This is a genomic window from Bacteroides sp. ET489 (assembly GCF_030518095.1).
In the GTDB taxonomy this organism is placed as follows: Bacteria; Bacteroidota; Bacteroidia; order Bacteroidales; family Bacteroidaceae; genus Bacteroides; species Bacteroides ndongoniae.
The window spans coordinates 39,343-63,722 of the sequence record NZ_JAULLJ010000007.1 but is presented as its reverse complement, the minus strand read 5'-3'; the positions used below and the strand labels follow the sequence as shown (position 1 = coordinate 63,722).

Below are 24,380 nucleotides of genomic sequence, written 5' to 3'. Positions count from 1 at the left end.
ATGTATAGATCACATACCTGCGGAGAGCTCCGTATCTCCGATGTCAATAAGCAGGTCACGCTGGCTGGTTGGGTGCAGCGCAGCCGTAAGATGGGTGGAATGACATTCATCGATCTCCGCGACCGTTACGGAATCACCCAATTAGTATTCAACGAGGAAGTGAATGCCGAACTTTGCGAGCAGGCCAATCACCTGGGACGCGAATATGTCATTCAGGTTACCGGTACGGTGAACGAACGTTTCAGTAAGAACGCCAACATTCCTACAGGCGACATTGAAATCATTGTATCCGAGCTGAACGTACTGAACGCTGCCCTGACTCCTCCCTTCACCATCGAAGACAATACCGACGGAGGCGACGACATCCGTATGAAATACCGTTATCTGGACTTGCGCCGTACGGCAGTCCGCAAGAATCTGGAGCTGCGTCACAAGATGACCATCGAAGTACGCAAATACCTCGACAGCAAAGGTTTTATCGAAGTAGAGACTCCGTTGCTTATCGGTTCTACTCCCGAAGGTGCCCGCGACTTTGTAGTGCCTTCGCGTATGAATCCCGGTCAGTTCTATGCCTTGCCGCAAAGCCCGCAGACATTGAAGCAGCTGCTGATGGTATCGGGTTTCGACCGTTACTTCCAGATTGCGAAGTGCTTCCGCGATGAAGACTTGCGTGCCGACCGTCAGCCGGAGTTTACACAGATTGACTGTGAAATGTCGTTTGTTCAGCAGGACGATGTTATCGAACTGTTCGAAGGCATGGCCAAATATCTGTTCAAGGAACTGCGTGGTGTGGAACTGACTGAACCGTTCCTGCGTATGCCGTGGGCCGATGCCATGAAGTACTATGGTAGCGATAAACCCGACTTGCGCTTTGGCATGAAGTTCGTCGAACTGATGGACATTATGAAAGGATATGGCTTCTCGGTGTTCGACAATGCTGCCTACATCGGCGGTATCTGTGCCGAAGGTGCCGCACACTATACCCGCAAGCAACTCGATGCACTGACCGAGTTTGTAAAGCGTCCGCAAATCGGAGCCAAGGGCATGGTTTATGCTCGCGTAGAAGCAGACGGCAACGTGAAGTCGAGTGTAGACAAGTTCTATTCGCAGGAAGTTCTGCAGCAGATGAAGGAAGCCTTCGGTGCCAAGCCGGGTGACCTGATTCTGATTCTGAGCGGCGACGATGTGATGAAGACTCGTAAGCAACTGTGCGAACTTCGTCTGGAAATGGGTAACCAGCTGGGCTTGCGCGACAAGAACAAGTTTGCGCTGTTGTGGGTGGTAGACTTCCCGATGTTCGAGTGGAGCGAGGAAGAAGGCCGTCTGATGGCTATGCACCATCCGTTCACTCATCCGAAGGACGAGGATATTCCTTTGCTCGATACCGATCCGGCTGCTGTGCGTGCCGATGCTTACGATATGGTGTGCAACGGTATCGAAGTGGGTGGCGGTTCTATCCGTATTCACGATGCGAAGCTGCAGGCCAAGATGTTCGAGATTCTGGGCTTCACGCCTGAAAAGGCTCAGGAGCAGTTCGGCTTCCTGATGAATGCCTTCAAGTTCGGTGCGCCCCCTCACGGAGGTCTGGCTTACGGTCTGGACCGTTGGGTAAGTATCTTTGCCGGACTCGACAGTATCCGCGACTGCATTGCCTTCCCGAAGAACAATAGCGGACGCGACGTCATGCTCGATGCACCGGGTTACCTCGACCAGAAACAGCTGGACGAACTGAACCTGATAGTAGACGTAAAAGAGTAAAACTACGTTCGGAAAGAATAGTGAAAGAGTCCACACGCATCTTCCGTTTTGCCCTGATCGGTACGCTGAATGCCCTGATTACGGCAGCTACCGTCGGATTTATGATGGGCGTATTGGGCGTTCACTATCTGGCTTCCAACATTACAGCTTATGTTCTTGCCCAGACGCATAATTTCGTCTGGTGCAAGTTCTGGATATTTCCTACAGACAAGAAGAGCAACACCTGGCGACAGGTGCTGCTCTTTCTTATTGCTTTCGGAATGGCCTATCTGGCCCAGTTTCTGTTCATCGTCTTATTGGTAGAATGGCTGTCGTGCAACGAATACCTGGCCCAGTTCCTGGGACTGTTTGTTTACGGTGCGGTCAACTTCCTGATGAACAAAAAGGTTACCTTCCCACAAATTTAACTACTTAGGCATTTGCAGTGCAACAGTTATTGCACTCACAGTGCAGTAGGTAGTGCACTCGCAGTGCAGTAGTTATTGCACTCATAGTGCAGTAAGCATTGCACTGTTTTTCCTTAATTACGCCAATCGTATTCCATTATATAATCGTCGAATTGGGGTGGCTCTTCAATGCCGTTTTTCCGAAATATATCGGCAATGGCCTTTTGTATTCGGGGCGAAATGAGCATGTCGCCCGAGCGGCTGTAGTAATAGACCCGGCGGCTAGAGAAGCAATGTTCTACCTGTAGGCGTACCGTCTTAATATGGTGTTGGGTGATGTGGTCGTACAGATGCGTCATTCCTTTGGCGTAACGTTTAGGCTGAGACGAACGGAACTGCTTGCACTGTTCGGTGGCATAGCGGATTTCATCATTATTCGGATTGACGATGCTGATGGACACAGACTGTTTGGGCGATTGGGCCAGTTGTTTGTATGCCAGCGAACGCAGGCACTGTTCGGCCAATGGACAACTGTCGCTTGCGATGCACACGGCGTAATTACCCGGTATATTCATGTTGCTCATAATAGGGCTATTGTTAAGTTGGTTTTACATAGAATTAGACAATGCTTTCCGGACGGTTAGTCCAGAAAGCGTTTCACAATACCTTCGTAGGCATCGATGCGGCGATCGCGCAGGAAAGGCCACCAGCGGCGTACGTTTTCCGAGCGTTCCAGGTCCACTTCCACAACCAGATTCTCCGGTCGGTCGTTGCTGGCCTGTGCCAGAAGTTCGCCTTGCGGTCCTGATACGAAACTGTTTCCCCAGAACAGGATGCCGTTGGTCTGTCCCGACGGGTCGGATTCGTGGCCTACACGGTTTACGGATACTACCGGCAGTCCGTTGGCTACGGCGTGTCCGCGTTGCGAGATGATCCAGGCTCCCAGCTGGCGTGCCTTTTCATCGTCCGTATCAGTGCTTTCCCAACCGATGGCAGTGGGATAGATCAGGATTTCAGCTCCTCGCAGTGCCATGAGTCGTGCTGCTTCGGGATACCACTGATCCCAGCATACCAATACGCCTAATTTGCCCAGTGATGTCTGTATCGGCTCGAAGCCCAGATCGCCGGGAGTAAAATAGAACTTCTCGTAATAGGCCGGATCGTCGGGGATGTGCATTTTGCGGTACTTGCCGGCGATGCTTCCGTCGCGGTCGAAGACCACGGCTGTGTTGTGATACAGTCCCGGTGCACGCTTTTCGAAGAGTGAAGTGACAAGCACAATGTGATTGGCAGCTGCCAGCTCGGAGTAGAATCCGGTGGAAGGACCGGGAATCGGTTCGGCCAAGTCGAAAAGCTGGGTGTTCTCTGTCTGGCAGAAGTACAACGAGTTATGCAGTTCCTGGAGGACAACGAGCTGTGCCCCGTGTGCGGCACAGGCTTCGATGTTGTGTGCCAGGTTCATCAGGTTGGTCCGTAAGTCGGCCGTATTGGCCTGTTGGATGATTCCTACTTTTATTTTTCTCATAATGGATTTTTTGTTGTTACTGTAGCAAAGATAAATATAATACATGAGATTTTCGCCAAGTATGTCAACTAAATGCAAGAGGGTTCTGCTTATCGTTCTTGAGGCAACATATTTAAAATGAAATCTTCATGAAGAAGCTAACGTGCTTATGAAGGGAAACACTGCTTACCCTACTGGATGAATATAAGACATTGGGCATTGCGGACAGATAGACTACAACAAGTTCTATCTTTGAAAGCGGCATACGAACAGTCCATGAATCTTGTCAAGACACATGCTGCACTTATTGATGCACGCGAGCAGGAAACGCTTCTTCCTTTCTATGAATTTATGTTCGACGAACATATACGGAATATCCGTAAGGAGATAGAAGTATACAAGAAGTCACAGGCCGCTGACCTGATAAAACCTGTATCTGACCCGATAAATGAAATTTCTGACCCGATAACAGAACGCTTGTATCAGGCTATTCTAAAGAATAACAAATTGAATTATGCTGAATATGGAGCGTTATTGGGCGTATCGGAAGCAACTATCAAACGCCGCTTGGCTGAGTTGAGGAAGGCCGGGATGATTGTACGTATGGGTAGTAATAAGAGCGGATATTGGGAAGTGGTAAGTTTGAAGGATAGAAAGGAGAGGAAGGTATGAGTGAATGGAAGAAAGCGCAGAGAAAGAAGAATAATCATCCGCGAAATTCCGTGTAATCCGTGCCCAAAGGAAAGCGGTTCCCTATTTTGACACACTTTCTTTTATGGTTCTTTGATAGGGAGTTTTATTCCTAATTTATAAAACTGAAGATATCCCATGTTTTTAACATTTCCTTCACTTAAAATGTTTTCTTTTTCAAACGATGTAATGCCTTGTATGCTTGGGTAGAGTAAAAGACAGTTGCAGATAATTGTATCATCGTCTGTTCCCAACAATTTGCGTCGAATACCTAGAGCACGTGCATATCGGGCCAATTGACCTATGTGCTCAGTATTTACCTCCGTATCCCAATCAGGTACATATTTGGCATCCATAATCAGATGCTCGTCCCGTTTTCCAAAATCTATTTCATCTTTTCGTGTAGCGATATGGTAGTATATATTGTTCCCAAATCTGTTTCTAAGCATATTCAGTACATACAGCTCGTACAACAAAGGCATATCTATCCAAAAAGGAGGGAGCAGTTTGTCTGCGTCGCCTTGGGCTGTCTGTATATCATAGCCGAAACGGCGTAAAATGAGTTTGGCAACTTTTAAGGCTCTGGCATATTCCCTATAAAACGGATTGATTTGAAATTTACGTATCTCTTGTATATTGGATATATCGGACACATTTTGAAAACGGGGTAACATTCCCTGAACCAATTTTTGAAGTCCATACGAACCAACCAAATTATAATTGTTCAAGAAATGCGCTACAAACAACAAAGCTTTTTTTAGAATACGGTTTTCCGTACAGTCTTCCGAATATTCCTGATAACGGCAATAATTGTTCTCAACTCGTCCGATACTAAGATTCTCTTTATATTGACGCGCAAATAGAATTTTTCCTTTTACTTTACCTTTTAGATTTTCTTCTCTCAGAATGTATCCCTTTTTTAAACCTTTCTTTATCAGTTTTTTCATCAGTTGTAGGAAGTGGATGATGATGAAAGGAGTAAATTCAAAAGGGGAATTCTCCAGACGGATACAAGGCTTCTCGAAATCGATGAAATAAATTTGCATCAGTTTGTCCTGAACATCGTTGTCGTCACTATAGAAACAGTCCATGAACATCTGCAAATAGTCAACATTGATTTTAGGAAGTACCGATACCGAACATTCGCCTTCTTTGAGCCATGACAAACCTATATAATAACTTGCCCTGACAGTTTGTTGTCGCAAGTCGCTGGTCAGTCCCAAATAGACAGATTTGTCCGGCCGGTCCGGGAAATCATGTATCTTGATTCCGGTCCTGCTGAATTCCTGATAGGCTATTTGCTGATGTTCTTGAAGTACGATGTTCATGCTTCACCAAAATTCTTGATTGCTTTGTATTCTTCATCATCTTTTCTGAAGGCAAGCAGTCCGTCGTTGAAATATTCCAAGAGCAAAGGACGTACTTCATAAATCATCTTATTCTGAAGTTCTTCTTCGCTTTTAGCCAAAAAGTAGCTATGACCTATCATTAAGTCATCTTTTTCATATTCAGAAGAAACTTTCATTAAAGCATCTGCTTGGTCAAAATAAGCCAAAGCTTTCTGCTTCAAGTCGTTGTCTGTGTAATAACTTTCAATCACATTTCTGTCTGCCTTTAAGGTGATGAAAGCAAAACGACGTCGGATGGCATAGTCAATGTAGCCCACACTGCGGTCGGCTGTATTCATTGTTCCGATTATATAAAGATTACTTGGTACTCCAAATGTTTCCTGCGAATAGGGGAGAGTGACCGTAAGTTCATTCTCTTCGCCAATTCTTTTGTCGGCCTCCAACAAAGTAATCAATTCTCCGAATATTTTGGAGATATTGCCGCGGTTGATTTCGTCGATGATGAGAAGGTAGGGTCGAATTTGATTATTTGTTCTTTCTACTCTATCTTTTTTTATATCTGAAATAAATCGTTGTATCAGATTCTCTTGTTCGTCTTCTTTTAAATTTTTAATATCAATATCAAATGATTGTACTGATGAATTATGGGAAAAAAGGTAATTCAATATAGCCCAATAACCAGAACAATTACATCCTCCAATAATATCTCTAAATTCATTGTTAATATTCTTTATTTGATAGAATGCGTCAGGCGTTTTATAATGGTCATAAAGTTTAGTTAGCCTTTCTTTTGAAATGATATATTGTTTATTACAACCTTTGTGCCTGAATATAATATTTTTATTTTTTGATATATTTATAACTTCTATTGGAGTTGATGTCGATTTTTGTTGGAATTCTGTTATTTTTCCTGTTTTAATGGCAGAAATTAGTAATTCATAATTGTCTTCAAATTCTAATTCTGTATAGCAATTTGGAGTTAACTTGATGTTTTCTAGAAGGGCTTTTTGAGAAATATCTTTGAATATACCTTTACTTATTATATATTCTGTTTGTTTTTCAAAATTGACTATAGGTTTGATGCCTTCTACGAACTCTTCATAGTCCATGGACTGGTGAAACGTAGTAAAGCTAACTCTACCTTCATCATATAGTTCACGATAACGTTCCATGATTTTTTCTCTATTCATGGAAAGTGTATCTACACCATCACAAAGAGCAACAGCTAATTCTGCCGTTTTATATGTTTTACCTGTTCCGGGAGCACCTTGCAAGATGATTTGCTTCTTTTGTTTAAGAAGTTTTATTTGTTTCATATCAACAGGAGCATTATTGTTATCTGTATCTATACCAAGTAATTTTTTCATTTTATCCACATAATTGGCATATGGAGTTATGTTTGTTAAAGTCTTTAGAACAATAGAACCCATTTCGTCGTGACTCTTTGTTTCTGTATCAATCCACTTAACATTTCTCAATGATGGATATTCTGGATATTTGCTAGAGTCATAATAATAATCGGAAGTTATTACTCCCCAACCCAATATGCTATTTCGTCCTTGTTTTGCAATAACAATATCCCCAATATTCATTTCATTGCAGAATTCCCAATTTGCTTTTGTATCGTTTGTCGGATTATTCGTTTTATTATACGTTTTTTTTATAGCTTCTTTTATTTCAGAGGCCGTTTTATATTGTTTTAAATCACCTATATCCCAACCCAGTCCCATAACATGATTGTTATAGAATGTTGGCCACATATTGGCATTCTCACCAGGAGCATATAACCAATATTTTATGGAAGGAGTATTGTAAATTCTCTCACAAAAACTAAATACGTCTTCTCCCACTTTTCTTTTTTCTAAGATTTTAGCTTGAAATAGAGTCGTGGAAGCTTTATGGTTTAATTCCGGACATATATTAAATAATAGTTCTCGTTTAAAAAAATGTGCAATAATAGGATTAGCTATATCTGATTGATAATGAAAAGCTATTTTCCATTTATAGGCATGCCCTAAGTCCGCTTCTTCAATAGCTTTTAAATCTCCTCTATTTGCACTTTCTGCAACTTTTATAATTATACTTCTGATTTGATCAAAGGCTTGAGATTCATTACTCCCATATTTAGAGTTCCATGCGTATTTATCTGAATAACAAGCACCAGTATCTTTTCTTTTAGGCGTTTGTTCATTTCGATTGAATATTCCAAATTTAAATGAAGACCCTCCCCATATTGAGCCTAATTGGTCGAGACGGGATTCAAGCCAATAAGTAAAAGTGTGTTTATCCCCAATCTTAGAATATTCATCTAAAGTCATAGTGTATAAACGACTTATTGGCCATTCTTGTCTGAATGAATTGTATAATTCAATTTTTTCTTGGATATTCATTTTCAAAGTATAAATATGTATTCCTTATTTTATTACCCCTTCCGGATACTGCATCGTCACACAGTGTAGCGACCCGTGCTGGCGGATGAGTGCCTGGCAGTCGATGCCTACGATTTCGTAGCCGGGGAAGGCTTCTTGCAAGACCTCGGCGGCACGGCGGTCGTTGGCCGGTTGGTTGTAGGTAGGGTAGAGCACAGCATCGTTCATGATGAGGAAGTTGGCATAAGTGGCAGGCAGGCGTTCGCCGTCGTCAATAACGGCATCGGCCATGGGCAAAGGAAGCAGGCGGTAAGGCTTTCCTTGCAGGGTGCGGAACGTCTTCAGCTGTTCTTCCATCAGGCGGAGGGCTTCGTAGTGCTCGTCCTGAGAGTCGGTGCAACGTACATAGGCAATGGTATCGTTCGGACAGAGACGGGCTAGGGTATCAATGTGGCTGTCGGTGTCGTCGCCAGCCAAGTAGCCGTGGTCGAGCCAGAGAACCTGTTGCACGTGGAAGGTGTTGCGGAGGTATTCCTCTATCTCCGTTTGCGACATCTGCCCGTTGCGGTTGGGCGAAAGCAGGCACTCGGAGGTAGTGAGCAGTGTGCCACAACCGTCGCTTTCGATGGAACCACCTTCGAGGACGAAGCCCAGACGATTGACGTACTTGCCGCAGAGTGCTCCGGCTTCTGTCAGACGGCGGGTAATAAGATTGTCTTTGTCCGATGCAAACTTCAGACCCCAACCGTTGAACTTGAAGTCGAGCAGGGCAGGACCGTCTGTGTCGAGCAAGGTGATGGCACCGTGGTCGCGTGCCCACGTATCGTTGGTAGGGCACTGCACCAGACGAACATTGTTCATGTTGACACGGTCGGCTATCTGTTTGCTGACGGCTTCGGGTTCGGGGGTGACAATCAGCAACTGTTCGCGGGCTGCTATTTCGCGGGCGATGCAGATGAAGCATTCCTGTACTTCGTCGAGCATGTATGCCCAGTCGGTAGCAGCGTGTGGCCAAGTCAGTTGTACACCGCTTTGCGGAGCCCATTCGGCAGGCAGATATGGTTTCTGTATTTTAGAGTGATTGGTTTCGGATTTCATACTGTTTTCAGTTGACATGTAGTGATGGATAATGATGAATGGATGCACGACAGGGGAACCCGTGTGAATCCTGCATGATACGCGTTATGCCTTCGGCTTGCGGTCGAAGAACGGATTTTTGGACGATGCGCTGACGGGGATGGCGAACACGGTGGCACAATCTTTCAGCCATCCCAGCTGCTGGGCGGCCAGACCGGCAGAGAACATGACACGTGTATCGACCCGCAAATCGGCGGCTGTGGCACAAGCCGATCCGACGGCAATGCCTACGTCTACCGTATTCAGGGCACAGGGTACGCCTTCGGGGCGCGAAGCACAGGTCGGAAATCCGCAGTGACCACAGTTAAGTCCTTGCGCGCACGCGCGCGTACCTATTATTATTATACACTCGGCTTGCAGGATATTGTCGGCATCGCGCAGGAAGAACTTCATACCGTTCTCTTCGGCCATGGCAATCATCTTGTCGGAAAGTTTCCGGATGTCATCGTCGGTAACCAAAGCTATTTCGATAACGTCGATGCCTTTCCCTTTAGGGGCGGTGCGGGCGGCGGTCATCATCTGTCGGGCCACGTGGAGTATGTGTTCGTGGCGGCAGTCACGTTCGTTCTGTATCATAATCTGTTGTTTGTTGAATTAATTAGTTCAGGACAAAGATAGCATAAAAAAATATTAGTATTATCTTTGTGCAATAAGAAAGATGAGTTTAGAACATGTTACAGATCGAAAATGCCAGCATAGCTTATGGTGACAGAGTGCTCTTTTCAGGTTTCAACTTGGAGTTGGGTTGTGGAGAAATGGCAAGTATTTCAGGACCTTCGGGTTGTGGGAAAACGTCGTTGCTGAATGCTGTGCTGGGTTTCGTACCCTTGCGGGAAGGGCGTATAACGGTGAATGGCATGCTGCTGGAGAGAAATACGATCGATCATATCCGTAAGCATACGGCATGGATTCCGCAAGAACTGGCTCTGCCGTCAGAATGGGTCAGGGAGATGGTGAGGCTGCCGTTCGATTTGAAGGCAAACCGGGTGGCACCTTTCTCGGAAGAACGTCTGTTTGCCTGCTTTGAGGAACTGGGACTGGAACGCAGACTGTACGAAAAACGGGTGAACGAGATATCGGGCGGACAACGGCAACGGATGATGATAGCTGTAGCCGCCCTGATGAACAAGCCGCTGATGGTGGTGGATGAACCGACGTCGGCTCTTGATGCGGAAGCAACAGGCAGAGTGCTCGGTTTTCTGCATCGGCAGGCAGAGAAGGGAAGTGCTATATTGGCAGTTTCGCACGATGAAGTGTTTACGGCCGGATGTCAGAAACAGATAGTAATGAAGTAAAAAGATAGTGAAGAAAAAGAAATGATGGAAGTAGGGACGATTGATATTTCATATTCCAGTCTGTGTATCGGGCTTTTGCTGCTTTTGATTCCTTTGTTTTATATCTGGAAATTCAAGACGGGACTGTTGCGTGCTACTGTTGTAGGTACGGCACGGATGATTGTGCAGCTGTTTCTTATTGGCATGTATCTGAAATATCTTTTTTTATGGGATAATCCGTGGATTAATTTCTTGTGGGCTGTTGTCATGATTCTGGTGGCATCGCAAACAGCCTTGGCACGTACCGGGCTGAAGAAAAAAGTTCTGTTGATGCCTATATCCGTAGGGTTTCTGTGTAGCGTAGTGTGCGTAGGCATGTACTTCATCTGTATCGTTCTGCGTCCGGACAATGTGTTCAGCGCCCGTTATTTTGTTCCGATATTCGGAATATTGATGGGCAACATGCTGTCGAGCAATGTAATAGCTTTGAATACTTATTATAGCGGACTGAAACGGGAGGAGCAGTTGTACCGCTATCTGCTGGGCAATGGCGCTACCCGGGCCGAGGCACAGGCTCCGTTTATCCGTCAGGCCATAATCAAGTCGTTCAGTCCGCTGATTGCCAACATTGCCGTGATGGGACTGGTGGCCTTTCCGGGAACGATGAGCGGACAGATTCTGGGAGGAAGCAGTCCGAACGTAGCCATTAAATATCAGATGATGATTATGGTGATCACTTTCACTGCTTCGATGCTTTCGCTGATGATTACTGTTTCGCTGGCTTCACGCAGATCGTTCGACGCATACGGCAAACTGCTGGACGTGATGAACCGGAAGTGAAATGCTTACCAGTTACGGATTTATCTTCCTTCTCTTTTGACTTTGGACTGTGCTGGTGCAACGGCCGGTATGGCAATGGAATCGTTTGTCGCCTGCTTTTTCTGTTTTCTTCTTTGCAGCCATTTGTTCCAGAAGAAAAGTTCGTTCCATTTATTGAAGTCCTTTTTGAAGATGATGCCGATGCCCTGTGTTGTCAGGTTGGTTTTGGTGTAATAACGGTCGTTTGTCTCGTTGTAGGCTTTCAGACGGATATCGCCTGAACGGTTGACAAGCCATTCGGCATCAAAGTCGCCGACAAAGTTGGTATTGGCCAAAGGATTGTCGCGATAACCGAAGTTACCGTTGATGAGCAACCGGTTATTCAGCAATTGTCCCGAAAGCATGGTTTCGAACTCAACATCCGTCCAGCCCTTTTCTCCGGTACTGAAGTTGGTACCGAAGTTCCAGTTGTTGCTGTTGATGATGTGTGACAGGGCATTGTTCAGCTGTCCCGACAGGGTTGAGGAGAGCACACTGGACATCATATCGGAATTCTGGGTTCCATCGACATTTTCAGGAGAAAACTTTCCGATGCTGAGAAGATAAAGAATCTGCATGTTCATTTGTTCGTCGGTAGGAATGTAGTTGCGTACCAATGCCTGGACTTCGTCGCGTTCGTTGGGCAACTCCAGTCCCAGTTTGATGTCGGGAGAAGTAAGCTGGCCGGTCAGGTTCATGAGGCAGTTTACTTTGACATTGGTCTGGTCGACATAGGCACTTGCGTTTGAAATCAGATCGTTCAGTGAAGCAGAGTTGACAGTATAGCTGGCGCTGATGTCAAGCGTCGCATTCAGCGGTGAACCGTTGAAAGTGATGGTGCTTCCGTCTTTAATGATAAAGTCTTTTCGGATGACTTCCTGAAGACTGAACTTATATATTCCCTGATTGATCCGGTAACTGCCAAACATCCGGACATCGCCTTTATTATAGAATTCGGTCCGTATGTTTCCACTTCCTCTGCCACTGATGTAATCTCCGGCAACCGGGTCCATAATAATTTTCATAGTGGCTTCCGGAGTCGCGTCTACCAGAAGGTTCAAGTGAATATCGGTTTCGTTTTCTTCCTCTTCCTGCTCCATTTCTTTTTGAGCCAGTTCGTAGGCCGAAAGAAGCAGGGTATCCTGCAAAACAGCACGCCGTGGAGTTTTGTCCACAAACTTGATGAACTGGCTGCTGGCAGCAGACGAAACATAGTCCTTTATGTAGGTAAAGCTGGAATTCCGGTTGGTAGTCATGGCTACGTCAATATTGACTCCGTCCAGCTGATTGCCCGATATGGTAGCGTTGCCGGTTCCATAAATAGTACCATAGAAAGGAAAGTCATGCGATTCACGCGTATTCATGACCAGCATGTTGTTGACAGAAAAATTGAACCTGTATCTCAGATTCTTGAAATGCTCGTAGCGCAACTCTCCACTCATGCGACCTTCATGTCCCTGAGTATCGTAAATCCGGTTGTTGTTGAAAGTCAATCCGTCGGGAGTGATCAGAATACTGTCTTTCAGCGAGAATGTAGTATTAAGAACTTCTACCTTCATGGATGCGTCGCCAGTCACACGGCCGTCCATCGTGAGAGCCTTGAATTTCCCATAGAAATGCACGTTTCCGCTGACACGTCCGTTGAATTCGGGCGTAATGCTATTCATATAATGATGGACGAACTTCAGGTTTGTGTTATGAGCTTCTATTTGGAGGTCAAGGGCACTAGTAGGCTTTAGCGGATATATGAATCCGTATACATGGCTTTGTGCTATCTCTTGTTCGCGGATATGTGCATCCAGATAAATACCCTTTATGTCGTGGTGCCATTTGCCCTGAATATCAGCATCTCCAAGCAGACCGTCGTTTAATCCGAAATTTCGGATATGAAGGTTGGTACTCATAACCGGCTGTTTCAGTACGCCATTGGCGTAAGCCTGGCCAGTGGCTTCTCCTTTGAAGTTGACGTTCAGTGCGGCAATGTCGAAGACATAGCCAATATTGATTTTCTTCAGGTCGAGGCGGACGGTATCCTGAGGCGAGTCGGACAGTATGCCATTGATGCGCAGATAGCGTTCTTTATGGGTGAAGCGGAATTCGTTGATGTGCACTTTCCCTGAATCAACTACAATCTGTGACGGATGTATTTTCCAAAGTGTATCGTTGAGAATGATATCAGTGGGCTGTACATTTATAATAGTAGTAAGAGGCGATGCAGCTTGAGGCTTTCTTGACCTGGAACGGCGCTGTTTAGTGCTTGCAGGAGTTTCGCTTTTTTGCTGTCGGATGAATTGGGCTATGGCTGAAAGTTGTCCACTGTAAGTCACTTTGCTGCTGTTTCCCCAATTTAAAATAGCTTGTATACTATCGTTTTGGGCTTTGGCGTCGACAGACAGATTGACCGAGCCGGCAGACTTACGATTGGTAAACCTGATTCTGGTGTGGAACTGGTCGCCTGGGTTTTCACACAATATCATACCCGATTCGAAGAACTTGTCTTCATAGCGAAAGCGTGGGAAATAGCCTTCTATACGTATGCGTTGTGCTTTGTCGTTAAAATACCCTTTTAATGTAGAGTGCGTATATAGTTTTAGGGGGATTTGAAATACAGTAGATAATAGCTCGGTATCGAACAGATGCAGATCGAAATAGAAATTGTTTTCGGTTTCAATCGTTTTTCTGTCAGGCAGAATAAGAGCTGGTACATACTTGCGCATGATGTTGAGCACACTGGCCGGTAGTGTGCGATATGAGTAATCGCCTTCAATGTTGCCTTTGAGGAAACTGGATGTTATGTTTAGACTTTTGTTATGTTCGTCTTTTTGAGTAGCTGTCAGTTTCAGGTTTTGCATGAAATAGTTTTTGTCAGGACTGACAAAAGTCAAGCTGTCTACATTGATTTCTCCCTTCATTTCATCGATAGATCCTCCCGTAAAATCAGCTTTTACCTTTACGGCAACTTCAGTGTCCTTATATTTCGAGGTTAAATGAAGGTTGTTGGGACGGAAGTTGCTGATATCTGCACTGAAGTTGAATGTTGGATTTTTGCTGGCAATATTGACATTTCCGTTTAGTTGGAGAAATATGTTAGGGTCGTCCAACGCAATTTTACCATTAAATCCTCCTTGTTTGTATTCTCCGTCTAATGTTATATTTTCGTAGGTATATCCGCTATAATCGGCAGATGCGATCAGCCCTTGCATATTGACAGACGGATAGAGCTGGTTACGGTGATTACCATTAACTTTTAAGTCGAGAGTAATTTTTCCCATTTTATTATTTCCTATCATTTTGCCGAGTTCGAAATTTTTTGTTTTTACAGAACCGGAATAGGAAATGTTGTTTTGTTCTTTATTGAGTGTAAGTTTTAAGTCGCTGTGGATGGTACCTAAATTGGTCCGTACTTGTCCGTAGGTTACTAGGTCTGTAAAGTAGCCGGATATTTCGCCTTGAAATGCAACAAACCCCATGTTTTTGAATATAGGACTGAGATTGAGCTCTTTCTTATTAAAATTTCTGGTGAAAAAGTTGAGTCCCTCTGAATCGGCATATAGGTTGGTAAGATGACCGAAAACTAATGCATTGTGTGGCTGAGACAGGTTTTGTAATGACAAGTCTCCTTTAAGGTAGAAATGATTGCCCGATGAAATAGATATATATGGACACTCTAATTGATTGATACTCCCGTTAATATCTAATTCTAACTGAAGCTTTTCTTTAAACTCTTTAAACGCTGGAACAAAAGGTGCGATATCTTGCAATGTTATGCTAGAAGGCAGAATACGAAAAGAGAAATCAACTTCATCCGCAAAGTTTTTAAATGCACTGAGACTATCGTATTGCATTTGTATGGTGTCCATGGCCAAGGCTGTGTTAGGCAAATCGACATGAAAATCTTCAATGCTCATTTTATGGTCATTGGCAATCAACTTCAGACTTAACTTTTTCAATTCGAAGCCAGAGTTGGCTTCTTCTACACTCATGCGCTTGATTGCGGCATTGATAGAATCGTTCTGTATGGCTTTTAATGAAATATTGGCTATGATATTTTGCAATTGGATACGTTGTGGATTAAATTTTCCCGGTGTGTCCTGTGCGGAAAGTACATTATAGGATAATTTCCCTCGCCGTATCAGCACTGAGTTGATACGAAGGTTCAAGTTGGATTCTTTTTTGATACTGTCCTTGGGGGCAAAAGCATCTAATACAAACTGAAAATTAGGTTTGGCATCAGGGGTTTCTTTTTCCAAGGAAATGTTGAATCCAAAGAGTTGTACGTTGCTGATGGATATTTTCCCTTTCAGCAAAGGAATTATGTCGAATTTGGCGGAAAGACGTGCCACTTTTAACATTTCCTTTCCAGATTGGTCATTTAAAAGAAGATCTTCGATAATGATACGATTAAGTAGTCCGATGTCTATCTTCTTGATAGTCATTTTACTACCCAATTGGGACGAAAGCTCTTTTGCAACAATAGACGACAACTCCTGCTGAATAGAAGGCAGATTCAGCAAGAGAATAGTCCCGATATACAAAGTTAATATGATACCAAGAACCCAACGTACTATCCTTTTAACTTTCTTGATGAGCGGTTAATTTTTCTGTTCGGCCAACAAAAATATAAAATAAAACGTTATCCTTCCTACTTTTATCATTACTTTTGCAAGGTTTAAACGTAAATAAACACTATGAGTACAGTAATTTTAGGAATAGAATCTTCGTGTGACGATACATCGGCTGCGGTTATCAAAGATGGTTATTTACTTTCGAATGTAATAGCCAGTCAGGCTGTCCATGAAGCTTATGGAGGAGTAGTTCCGGAATTGGCTTCGCGCGCACATCAGCAAAATATTGTTCCAGTGGTGCATGAGGCATTAAAGCGGGCTGGAGTGACAAAAGAAGAATTAAGTGCTATCGCCTTTACGAGAGGGCCGGGCTTGATGGGCTCTTTATTGGTGGGGGTATCTTTTGCAAAAGGATTTGCCGCTTCGTTAGGAATTCCAATGATAGATGTTAATCATTTGACAGGACATGTTTTGGCTCATTTTATTAAAGTTGAAGGTGAAGAATCGGAGCAACCTGATTATCCCTTCTTGTGCTTGTTGGTATCTGGAGGAAACTCGCAGATTATTTTAGTAAAAGCCTATAATGACATGGAAATATTGGGGCAGACTATTGACGATGCTGCCGGTGAAGCTATTGATAAATGTTCGAAAGTGATGGGTCTGGGTTATCCGGGCGGTCCTATTATTGATAAACTGGCACGCCAAGGAAATCCGAAAGCATTTAGTTTCAGCAAACCTCATATACCAGGGTTGGATTACAGTTTCAGCGGACTGAAAACGTCTTTCCTCTATTCTTTGCGCGACTGGATTAAGGATGATCCGGATTTTATAGAACATCATAAGACAGACCTGGCCGCTTCATTGGAGGCTACTATTGTAGATATATTGATGGATAAGTTGCGTAAGGCTGCTAAACAATATAATATAAAGGAAGTTGCTGTTGCCGGTGGAGTGTCGGCTAATAATGGTTTGCGGAATGCTTTTCGTGAACATGCTTCAAAATATGGATGGAAGATATTTATTCCAAAATTCAGTTATACGACAGATAATGCAGCGATGATTGCCATTACAGGCTATTTTAAATACCAGGATAAGGATTTCTGTCCGATGGAAGCGCCTGCATATTCGCGTGTAACATTGAAATGACAAGAAAAAGAACTGTATAATTAGTAAGATATGAAACTGGAGGAGGAAATAGGAAAGCTGTTGATTGCGAATAATCTCTCCCTTTCCACCGCAGAAAGTTGTACGGGAGGAGGAGTTGCGGCACTGATCACATCAGTACCAGGCAGTTCTGGATATTTTAAAGGAGGTATTGTGGCTTATGACAATGAGGTAAAAAAGAATCTGCTTGGAGTATCTCCTGAGACATTGTCTGCGTATGGTGCAGTAAGTCGTGAAACAGTGATTGAAATGGCAAAAGGTGCGATGAATAGGCTGAAAACTGACTGTGCAATTGCTACTTCGGGGATTGCCGGTCCGGGAGGCGGAACCTTAGAAAAGCCTGTTGGTACGGTGTGGATAGCAGTTGCATATAAAAATGAAATTGTTACCATGAAACAGGAAGGCGACGATGGAAGAGCGGGAAATGTGGAAAAAGCCATTAAAAATGCCCTTATCATGCTTAGAAACGGTTTGGAATAAAGAAAAATACTATTAGACAGTGAATTATTTTAAGAAATACTTGTTTTGTAACGATAAAAGTGCTTACTTTGCGCTCTGTTTGAAATAAGCAAGATAAAAACTATAAAAATAGAGATAGAAATGTCGAAGATTTGTCAAATTACCGGAAAGAAAGCCATGATTGGCAACAATGTTTCACACTCAAAAAGAAGAACTAAAAGAACTTTTGACGTGAACTTGTTTAACAAAAAGTTCTATTATGTAGAACAAGATTGTTGGATCAGCCTTAGTATTTGTGCTAACGGGCTGCGTATTATTAATAAAAAAGGATTGGATGCTGCTTTGACCGAAGCTGTTGCTAAGGGATATTGCGATTGGAAAAGCATCAAGGTTATTGGCTAAAAAGTAAGAGGAGATACTGATTATGGCAAAGAAAACAAAAGGTAACAGAGTGCAAGTAATTTTGGAATGCACAGAGCAGAAGGATAGCGGTATGCCGGGTACTTCTCGCTATATTACAACAAAAAATAGAAAGAATACTACTGAAAGATTGGAGTTGAAAAAATATAACCCCATTCTGAAAAGAGTAACAGTTCATAAGGAAATTAAATAAAATAGTATAATCCATGGCAAAGAAAACAGTAGCAAGTTTGCACGAAGGTTCTAAAGAAGGTCGTGCTTATACGAAAGTTATTAAAATGGTGAAGTCTCCGAAGACGGGTGCTTACATCTTTGATGAACAAATGGTTCCTAACGAGAAAGTACAGGATTTCTTTAAGAAATAAGTATAAGAGTGCTTAGTTTTGTTGGAGCGCTGATAAAGAATAAAAATCCTCTCATTGATTTTTTCGATGAGAGGATTTCTTTTTTTAAAAAAGGGTGGAAGTGTTTATTATTTGTCAGTTTTATTATATCTTTGTAGCATAATGTTGTCGTACAAATATTTAAATTATGGGATTTTTTAGTTTTTTCTCAAAGGAAAAGAAAGAAACCTTGGATAAGGGTTTGTCTAAAACCAAAGAAAGTGTGTTTGGAAAAATAGCCCGTGCTGTGGCTGGAAAATCGAAGGTTGATGATGAAGTTTTAGATAATCTGGAAGAAGTTCTGATAACATCGGATGTGGGAGTGGAAACTACGTTGAAGATTATAGAACGTATTGAGAAGCGTGCTGCAACCGATAAATATATGAATGCGACAGAATTGAACCATATTTTGCGCGATGAAATTGCAGCTTTGCTGACAGAAAATAATTCGGATGATGTGGACGACTTCGAAGCTCCTATTTCGAATAAGCCATACGTTATTATGGTAGTAGGAGTAAACGGAGTGGGTAAGACTACGACAATTGGAAAATTGGCTTATCAGTTTAAAAAAGCTGGTAAAACTGTATATCTCGGGGCCGCTGATACATTTAGAGCTGCTGCTGTAGAACAACTGGTGATCTGGGGAGAACGTGTGGGAGTGCCTGTCGTCAAACAAAAAATGGGTGCTGATCCGGCCTCAGTTGCTTTTGATACACTAAGCTCTGCCGTTGCCAATCATGCAGATGTGGTGATTATTGATACGGCAGGACGTCTTCATAACAAAGTTGGTTTGATGAATGAATTGACCAAGATAAAGAATGTTATGAAAAAAGTTGTTGCTGATGCTCCGAATGAAGTCTTATTGGTTTTGGACGGATCTACAGGACAAAATGCTTTTGAACAGGCCAAGCAATTTACATTGGCTACTGAGGTAACTGCTATGGCTGTTACAAAGTTGGATGGTACAGCTAAGGGTGGTGTTGTTATTGGTATTTCAGATCAGTTTAAAATCCCCGTAAAATATATTGGATTAGGAGAGGGAATGGAAGATTTGCAGGTTTTCCGTAAAAAGGAATTTGTAGATTCTTTGTTTGGAGGAAATGCATGAGACGGAAAACAATAGATATTATTACGTTAGGATGTTCTAAAAACCTGGTGGATTCGGAACATTTAATGCGTCAGTTAGAAGCTGTTGGTTATAAGGTTACTCATGATGCCGAACATCCGAATGGGCAGATTGCTGTTATTAATACGTGCGGCTTTATTGGCGATGCAAAAGAAGAGTCTATCAATATGATTCTTGAATTTGCCCAAGCCAAAGAGCAGGGAGACCTTGAACGGTTGTATGTTATGGGATGTCTTTCGGAACGTTATCTGAAAGAACTTTCTGTGGAAATTCCACAAGTAGATAAGTTCTATGGTAAATTTGACTGGAAAAATCTGCTTGCTGATTTAGGAAAGGTGTACCATGAAGAGTTGCGGAATGAGCGAACCCTTACAACCCCGAAACATTATGCATATCTGAAAATCTCCGAAGGATGTGATCGTAAATGTTCCTATTGTGCAATACCTATAATAACAGGACGTCATGTATCACGTCCGATGGAAGAAATATTGGACGAAGTTAAATATCTTGTAGCAAAAGGAGTAAAGGAATTACAGATAATTGCTCAGGAATTGACGTATTATGGGGTTGATTTGTACAAAAAGCAAATGCTTCCTGAATTGATTGAGCGTATTGCAGAGATTGACGGTGTCGAATGGATCCGTCTGCATTATGCATATCCGGCTCATTTCCCTAAGGAACTGTTTAGGGTTATGCGTGAACATGATAATGTCTGTAAATATATGGATATTGCTTTGCAGCATATTAGCGATAATATGTTGGAAAAGATGCGGCGTCATGTTACAAAAGAAGATACTTATAAGTTAATAGAAGAATTTCGAAAAGAAGTGCCTGGCATTCACTTGCGTACGACACTTATGGTCGGGCACCCAGGAGAAACGGAAGCGGATTTTGAAGAACTGAAGGATTTTGTCCGTAAGGCTCGTTTTGACAGAATGGGGGCTTTTGCCTATTCGGAAGAAGAAGGGACATATTCGGCTGCGAATTACGAGGATTCCATTCCACAGGAAGTGAAGGAAAAACGTTTGGACGAACTGATGGCTATTCAGCAGGGAATATCTGCAGAGTTGAGTGCAGCCAAAGTCGGGCAAATAATGAAGGTTATAATCGATCGCATTGAAGGTGATTATTATATAGGAAGAACGGAATTTGATTCACCTGAAGTGGATCCGGAGGTTTTGATTGAAAAGCAAGATAGAGAATTAGAAATCGGATGTTTTTATAATGTTCGTATTTTAAGCTCAGATGATTTTGACCTTTTTGGAGAAATTGTTTAGGGTATAAGTGGGTGTGGATATTATTATGTGATATTTAAAAGTAGAAGCTTTGAATAATAAAGAGTTTGTAACAGAATTGTCTTCTAGACTGGGATATACATTAAAAGATACTTCGGAATTGGTATCTTCGCTGTTATCGTCAATGTCACAACAGTGGCAGGAGGGAAATGTTATTTCTATACAAGGCTTCGGTACATTTGAAGTAAAAAAGAAAATAGAACGTATTTCTGTGAATCCTGTAACTAAACAACGTATGTTGATACCTCCCAAGCTGATATTGACTTACAAACCAAGTTCTTCTTTAAAGGATAAATTCAAATAATAATTCCCTTCTATCATAAAATATGTCGGATAAACTGAATATACAGGATTTGATTGATCTGCTGGCTGAAAAACATAGTATGAACAGATCGGATGCAGAAAGTTTTGTGAGGGAGTTTTTTGCTTTGATTGAAGAATCTTTGGAGAAAGATAAATATGTGAAAATAAGGGGATTGGGAACCTTTAAATTGATAAATGTAGAAAGTCGGGAAAGCATCAATATTAATACGGGTGAACGTTTTGAGATTCTGGGGCATGCCAAAATATCATTTACTCCTGAAACCTTGCTAAAGGAGGCTATTAATAAACCTTTTGCTCATTTTGAATCGGTTTTATTGAATGACAATGTGGTGTTTGATGATATGTCTGCGACAGACAGTAGTACAGATGATGATGACAATGAGAGTAAAACGGTAACAGAGGATTCTGTTATGCAATGTCAGGAGGAGGAGACTGCAACTGTGGTTTCAACTAATAATATTTCTGAACCAGAAAGAACGTTGGTGGAATCGGAGGAAGAAAATCATTCAATAAGTATAGAACAAACAGAATTGCCTGAAGAAGAGAAGATGCCTGTGGAGGAAGAGGACATAGAGGAAAATATTGAAAATCTGAAAAACGAGACCTCTTCTGAACATCAAGAAGGAGGAGGTACGGCGTTTATGAAGTATTTGGTGAGCACGGCTATTATTGTTGTATTAATATGTATAGCTGTTGTGGGGGCGATGTACTGGCCAGACCTGATGCAACATAAAGAAAATGAGGTAAGAATATCGGATAGAGATACAATTCGGGTAGAGGATACGGATAAAAATAGGTCTCAGTTAGATTCTACGACTTCGGTTGTCTTAGGAAATAATGAAGATTGCAGAAAAGCTATTGCTGATACAATCAAAGCAACAACTCAGGACACAGTTAATTCGGAAACACTAAAAAAGAAGGTTGCGCCGAAGGCTTCATCTACACCTCAAAAAGATGTAAAGAAGGCTGTTAAAGCCTCTAAAGACTTGTTTATTCCAGATTCTACAGATTATGAGATTGTTGGTACAAAAGCCACTTATACGATGAAAGAGGGGGAAACATTAACAAAAATATCCCTGCGATTCTACGGGACAAAAGCTTTATGGCCTTATATAGTGAAATATAATCGGGAACTTATTAAGAATCCGGACAACGTGCCTTCGGGAGTAACAATAAAAATACCAGATTTGATCAGGAAATAGTAAAAAAGTGCTGTTTTTTTGTGTTAAATACTAAACTCTATGAAAGTAGTTTAATCTGAAGACTGCACAATGCTTTTTTAATAAAAATTAATTGGTATGGTTGATTTATTCCCGTACTTTTGAAAGCGGAAAGAAAAATACCGGTTGATTCCGGATTATAATGAATGAATGTGAAAATATAAAAATAGCTTAATTTATGACTGGAACAGTTGATATTCGCGAGTTGAACGAGCGAATTGAAAGACAAAGTGCTTTCATTACTAATCTTACTACGGGTATGGACCAAGTGATTGTTGGTCAGAAACATTTGATAGAGTCATTGTTAATAGGTTTGTTGTCTGATGGACATGTATTGTTGGAAGGTGTCCCTGGACTTGCAAAAACTTTGGCCATAAAGACATTGGCTTCTTTGATTGATGCCCAATATAGCCGTATTCAGTTTACGCCAGACTTATTGCCGGCGGATGTAATCGGTACCATGGTATATAGCCAGAAAGATGAAGCTTTCCAAGTTAAAAAAGGTCCGGTATTTGCTAATTTTGTATTGGCTGATGAAATTAACCGTGCACCAGCCAAAGTACAAAGTGCTTTGTTGGAAGCAATGCAGGAACGTCAAGTTACTATAGGTAAGGATACATTTAGACTGCCAGAGCCTTTTTTGGTGCTTGCAACACAGAATCCTATAGAACAGGAAGGTACTTATCCATTGCCTGAAGCTCAGGTAGACCGTTTTATGCTGAAAGTGATTATTGATTATCCAAAACTGGAGGAAGAAAAATTAATAATCCGTCAGAATATTAGTGGGGATAAAGTTTCTGTTAAACCTATTCTGAAGGCGGAAGAAATAATCGAGGCACGTAAAGTAGTGCGTCAGGTATATCTGGATGAGAAAATCGAAAAATATATTGTAGACATTGTCTTTGCTACACGTTATCCTGAGAAATATGATTTGAAGGAATTGAAAGAAATGATTGGTTTTGGTGGCTCTCCGCGTGCTTCTATTAATTTGGCATTGGCTGCAAGAAGTTATGCCTTTATTAAGCGCCGTGGATATGTGATTCCTGAGGATGTACGTGCTGTAGCACATGATGTATTGCGTCACCGTATAGGATTGACTTATGAAGCAGAGGCAAGTAATTTAACATCGGATGAGATTGTAAGCAAGATCTTGAATAAAGTAGAAGTACCCTAATGAATGTAACAGGTATTATGCTTTAGAAAGAAAATGATTGTTTAGATTGGATCAATGGAAACAACAGATATATTAAAGAAAGTTCGTCAGATTGAAATCAAGACCCGAGGATTGTCCAATAATATCTTTGCAGGCCAGTATCATTCGGCTTTTAAAGGTAGAGGTATGGCCTTTTCGGAAGTCCGTGAATATCAGTTTGGTGACGATATTCGCGACATCGATTGGAATGTTACTGCTCGTTTCAATAAACCTTTTGTGAAGGTTTTTGAAGAAGAGCGTGAACTTACAGTGATGTTGTTGGTTGATGTTTCCGGAAGTTTGGAATTTGGTACGGTAAAGCAAATGAAGAAAGATATGGTAACAGAAATAGCTGCAACTTTGGCTTTCTCAGCCATACAAAATAATGATAAAATTGGAGTCATTTTCTTTTCGGATCAGATAGAAAAATTTATCCCTCCTAAAAAGGGACGTAAGCATATACTTTACATCATTCGTGAACTGATAGATTTTCATGCCGAAAGTAGAAGAACTAATATCAGGCTTGGGTTGGAATATCTGACAAATGTGATGAAACGTCGTTGCACAGCTTTTATCCTATCTGATTTTATTGATCAGGAGAGTTTTAGAAATGCAATGACAATTGCTAACCGGAAGCATGATGTGGTAGCTATACAAGTGTATGATAAACGTGTTGAAGAATTACCGGCGATAGGAATGATGAAAATAAAGGATGCAGAAACCGGACATGAACAATGGATTGATACTTCTTCGCGTGCGGTTCGCCGTGCTCATCATGACTGGTGGGTAAATAGGCAGGCTGAACTGAATGAAACATTTACTAAAAGCAATGTGGACAACGTGTCAGTGCGGACTGATCAGGATTATGTCAAGGCATTGATGAGTTTATTCGCAAAACGAAATTGAT

Annotated in this window: 23 protein-coding genes; 16 read left to right on the top strand and 7 right to left on the bottom strand. The window is 42.2% G+C overall.

All coding sequences use genetic code 11. The features are described from left to right. Complete coding sequence (aspS, locus tag Q3C19_RS05730) at window positions 1-1,758, top strand: aspartate--tRNA ligase (protein WP_071149609.1); 1,758 nt, start codon at window positions 1-3, stop codon at window positions 1,756-1,758. 20 nt (window positions 1,759-1,778) lie between these two features. Next, window positions 1,779-2,165 (top strand): GtrA family protein, encoded by a 387-nt coding sequence (locus Q3C19_RS05725; RefSeq protein WP_071149610.1) that lies wholly within the window; start codon window positions 1,779-1,781, stop codon window positions 2,163-2,165. Window positions 2,166-2,278: 113 nt separating this feature from the next. On the opposite strand, the gene Q3C19_RS05720 is transcribed toward Q3C19_RS05725, so the two are convergent. Together Q3C19_RS05720 and Q3C19_RS05715 are read right to left on the bottom strand one after the other, a co-directional pair. Then, window positions 2,279-2,728 carry a DUF6078 family protein gene (locus tag Q3C19_RS05720; protein WP_302727803.1) on the bottom strand — a complete coding sequence of 150 codons (450 nt, stop codon included), beginning with the start codon at window positions 2,726-2,728 and terminating at the stop codon, window positions 2,279-2,281. 56 nt (window positions 2,729-2,784) lie between these two features. Then, window positions 2,785-3,669: a carbon-nitrogen hydrolase gene (locus Q3C19_RS05715; RefSeq protein ID WP_302727800.1), complete on the bottom strand. Its 885-nt coding sequence runs from the start codon at window positions 3,667-3,669 to the stop codon at window positions 2,785-2,787. 231 nt (window positions 3,670-3,900) lie between these two features. On the opposite strand from Q3C19_RS05715, the gene Q3C19_RS05710 reads away from it, so the two are divergent. Continuing rightward, window positions 3,901-4,320 (top strand): winged helix-turn-helix transcriptional regulator, encoded by a 420-nt coding sequence (locus tag Q3C19_RS05710; protein ID WP_302727798.1) that lies wholly within the window; start codon window positions 3,901-3,903, stop codon window positions 4,318-4,320. A gap of 101 nt (window positions 4,321-4,421) precedes the next feature. Here the strand turns inward: Q3C19_RS05710 and Q3C19_RS05705 are convergent, their stop codons facing one another. From Q3C19_RS05705 to Q3C19_RS05690, 4 genes are all read right to left on the bottom strand, one after another. After that, window positions 4,422-5,561, bottom strand: a complete 1,140-nt coding sequence (locus tag Q3C19_RS05705) for a hypothetical protein (RefSeq protein ID WP_302727796.1) — start codon at window positions 5,559-5,561, stop codon at window positions 4,422-4,424. A gap of 101 nt (window positions 5,562-5,662) precedes the next feature. Continuing rightward, a complete protein-coding gene (locus Q3C19_RS05700; protein WP_302727794.1) occupies window positions 5,663-8,005 on the bottom strand; it encodes an AAA family ATPase in 2,343 nt (780 codons plus the stop codon). Between the two features lie 96 nt (window positions 8,006-8,101). Further along, entirely contained in the window at window positions 8,102-9,154 is a 1,053-nt protein-coding gene (locus Q3C19_RS05695; RefSeq protein ID WP_302727792.1) for an agmatine deiminase family protein, read from the bottom strand. Window positions 9,155-9,238: 84 nt separating this feature from the next. Then, complete coding sequence (locus Q3C19_RS05690) at window positions 9,239-9,769, bottom strand: ferredoxin domain-containing protein (protein ID WP_022162724.1); 531 nt, start codon at window positions 9,767-9,769, stop codon at window positions 9,239-9,241. A gap of 95 nt (window positions 9,770-9,864) precedes the next feature. On the opposite strand from Q3C19_RS05690, the gene Q3C19_RS05685 reads away from it, so the two are divergent. Further along, window positions 9,865-10,488 carry an ATP-binding cassette domain-containing protein gene (locus tag Q3C19_RS05685; RefSeq protein ID WP_302727789.1) on the top strand — a complete coding sequence of 208 codons (624 nt, stop codon included), beginning with the start codon at window positions 9,865-9,867 and terminating at the stop codon, window positions 10,486-10,488. Window positions 10,489-10,512: 24 nt separating this feature from the next. Further along, a complete protein-coding gene (locus tag Q3C19_RS05680) occupies window positions 10,513-11,307 on the top strand; it encodes an ABC transporter permease (protein WP_022162722.1) in 795 nt (264 codons plus the stop codon). A 20-nt stretch (window positions 11,308-11,327) separates the two neighbouring features. Here Q3C19_RS05680 and Q3C19_RS05675 read toward each other — a convergent pair whose 3' ends face one another. Beyond that, window positions 11,328-15,809, bottom strand: a complete 4,482-nt coding sequence (locus Q3C19_RS05675; protein ID WP_302727982.1) for a translocation/assembly module TamB — start codon at window positions 15,807-15,809, stop codon at window positions 11,328-11,330. 204 nt (window positions 15,810-16,013) lie between these two features. Between Q3C19_RS05675 and tsaD the strand changes: the two genes are divergently transcribed. The 11 genes from tsaD (at window position 16,014) to Q3C19_RS05620 (ending at window position 24,379) form a co-directional block, all read left to right on the top strand. Beyond that, entirely contained in the window at window positions 16,014-17,036 is a 1,023-nt protein-coding gene (tsaD, locus tag Q3C19_RS05670; RefSeq protein WP_022162720.1) for a tRNA (adenosine(37)-N6)-threonylcarbamoyltransferase complex transferase subunit TsaD, read from the top strand. Between the two features lie 30 nt (window positions 17,037-17,066). Beyond that, complete coding sequence (locus Q3C19_RS05665) at window positions 17,067-17,534, top strand: CinA family protein (RefSeq protein WP_022162719.1); 468 nt, start codon at window positions 17,067-17,069, stop codon at window positions 17,532-17,534. A gap of 120 nt (window positions 17,535-17,654) precedes the next feature. Continuing rightward, the gene (gene rpmB / locus Q3C19_RS05660; RefSeq protein ID WP_022162718.1) at window positions 17,655-17,915 is read left to right on the top strand and encodes a 50S ribosomal protein L28; all 261 of its coding nucleotides are present in this window, start codon (window positions 17,655-17,657) and stop codon (window positions 17,913-17,915) included. A gap of 22 nt (window positions 17,916-17,937) precedes the next feature. Then, window positions 17,938-18,126, top strand: a complete 189-nt coding sequence (rpmG, locus tag Q3C19_RS05655) for a 50S ribosomal protein L33 (protein ID WP_022162717.1) — start codon at window positions 17,938-17,940, stop codon at window positions 18,124-18,126. Window positions 18,127-18,139: 13 nt separating this feature from the next. Beyond that, window positions 18,140-18,298 (top strand): DUF4295 domain-containing protein, encoded by a 159-nt coding sequence (locus tag Q3C19_RS05650; RefSeq protein ID WP_005777897.1) that lies wholly within the window; start codon window positions 18,140-18,142, stop codon window positions 18,296-18,298. A 166-nt stretch (window positions 18,299-18,464) separates the two neighbouring features. Continuing rightward, complete coding sequence (gene ftsY, locus Q3C19_RS05645) at window positions 18,465-19,424, top strand: signal recognition particle-docking protein FtsY (RefSeq protein WP_022162716.1); 960 nt, start codon at window positions 18,465-18,467, stop codon at window positions 19,422-19,424. After that, a complete protein-coding gene (gene rimO, locus Q3C19_RS05640; protein WP_302727785.1) occupies window positions 19,421-20,719 on the top strand; it encodes a 30S ribosomal protein S12 methylthiotransferase RimO in 1,299 nt (432 codons plus the stop codon). The genes ftsY and rimO overlap by 4 nt, the downstream gene beginning before the upstream one ends. 49 nt (window positions 20,720-20,768) lie before the next feature. Further along, window positions 20,769-21,041, top strand: a complete 273-nt coding sequence (locus Q3C19_RS05635) for an HU family DNA-binding protein (RefSeq protein WP_022162714.1) — start codon at window positions 20,769-20,771, stop codon at window positions 21,039-21,041. Between the two features lie 22 nt (window positions 21,042-21,063). Next, on the top strand, window positions 21,064-22,263 hold the full coding sequence (locus Q3C19_RS05630; protein ID WP_302727783.1) for an HU family DNA-binding protein: 1,200 nt from the start codon (window positions 21,064-21,066) through the stop codon (window positions 22,261-22,263). Window positions 22,264-22,459: 196 nt separating this feature from the next. Next, window positions 22,460-23,455, top strand: a complete 996-nt coding sequence (locus Q3C19_RS05625; RefSeq protein WP_022162712.1) for a MoxR family ATPase — start codon at window positions 22,460-22,462, stop codon at window positions 23,453-23,455. Window positions 23,456-23,509: 54 nt separating this feature from the next. Further along, window positions 23,510-24,379: a DUF58 domain-containing protein gene (locus tag Q3C19_RS05620; RefSeq protein WP_022162711.1), complete on the top strand. Its 870-nt coding sequence runs from the start codon at window positions 23,510-23,512 to the stop codon at window positions 24,377-24,379. Window position 24,380 lies beyond the last annotated feature (1 nt).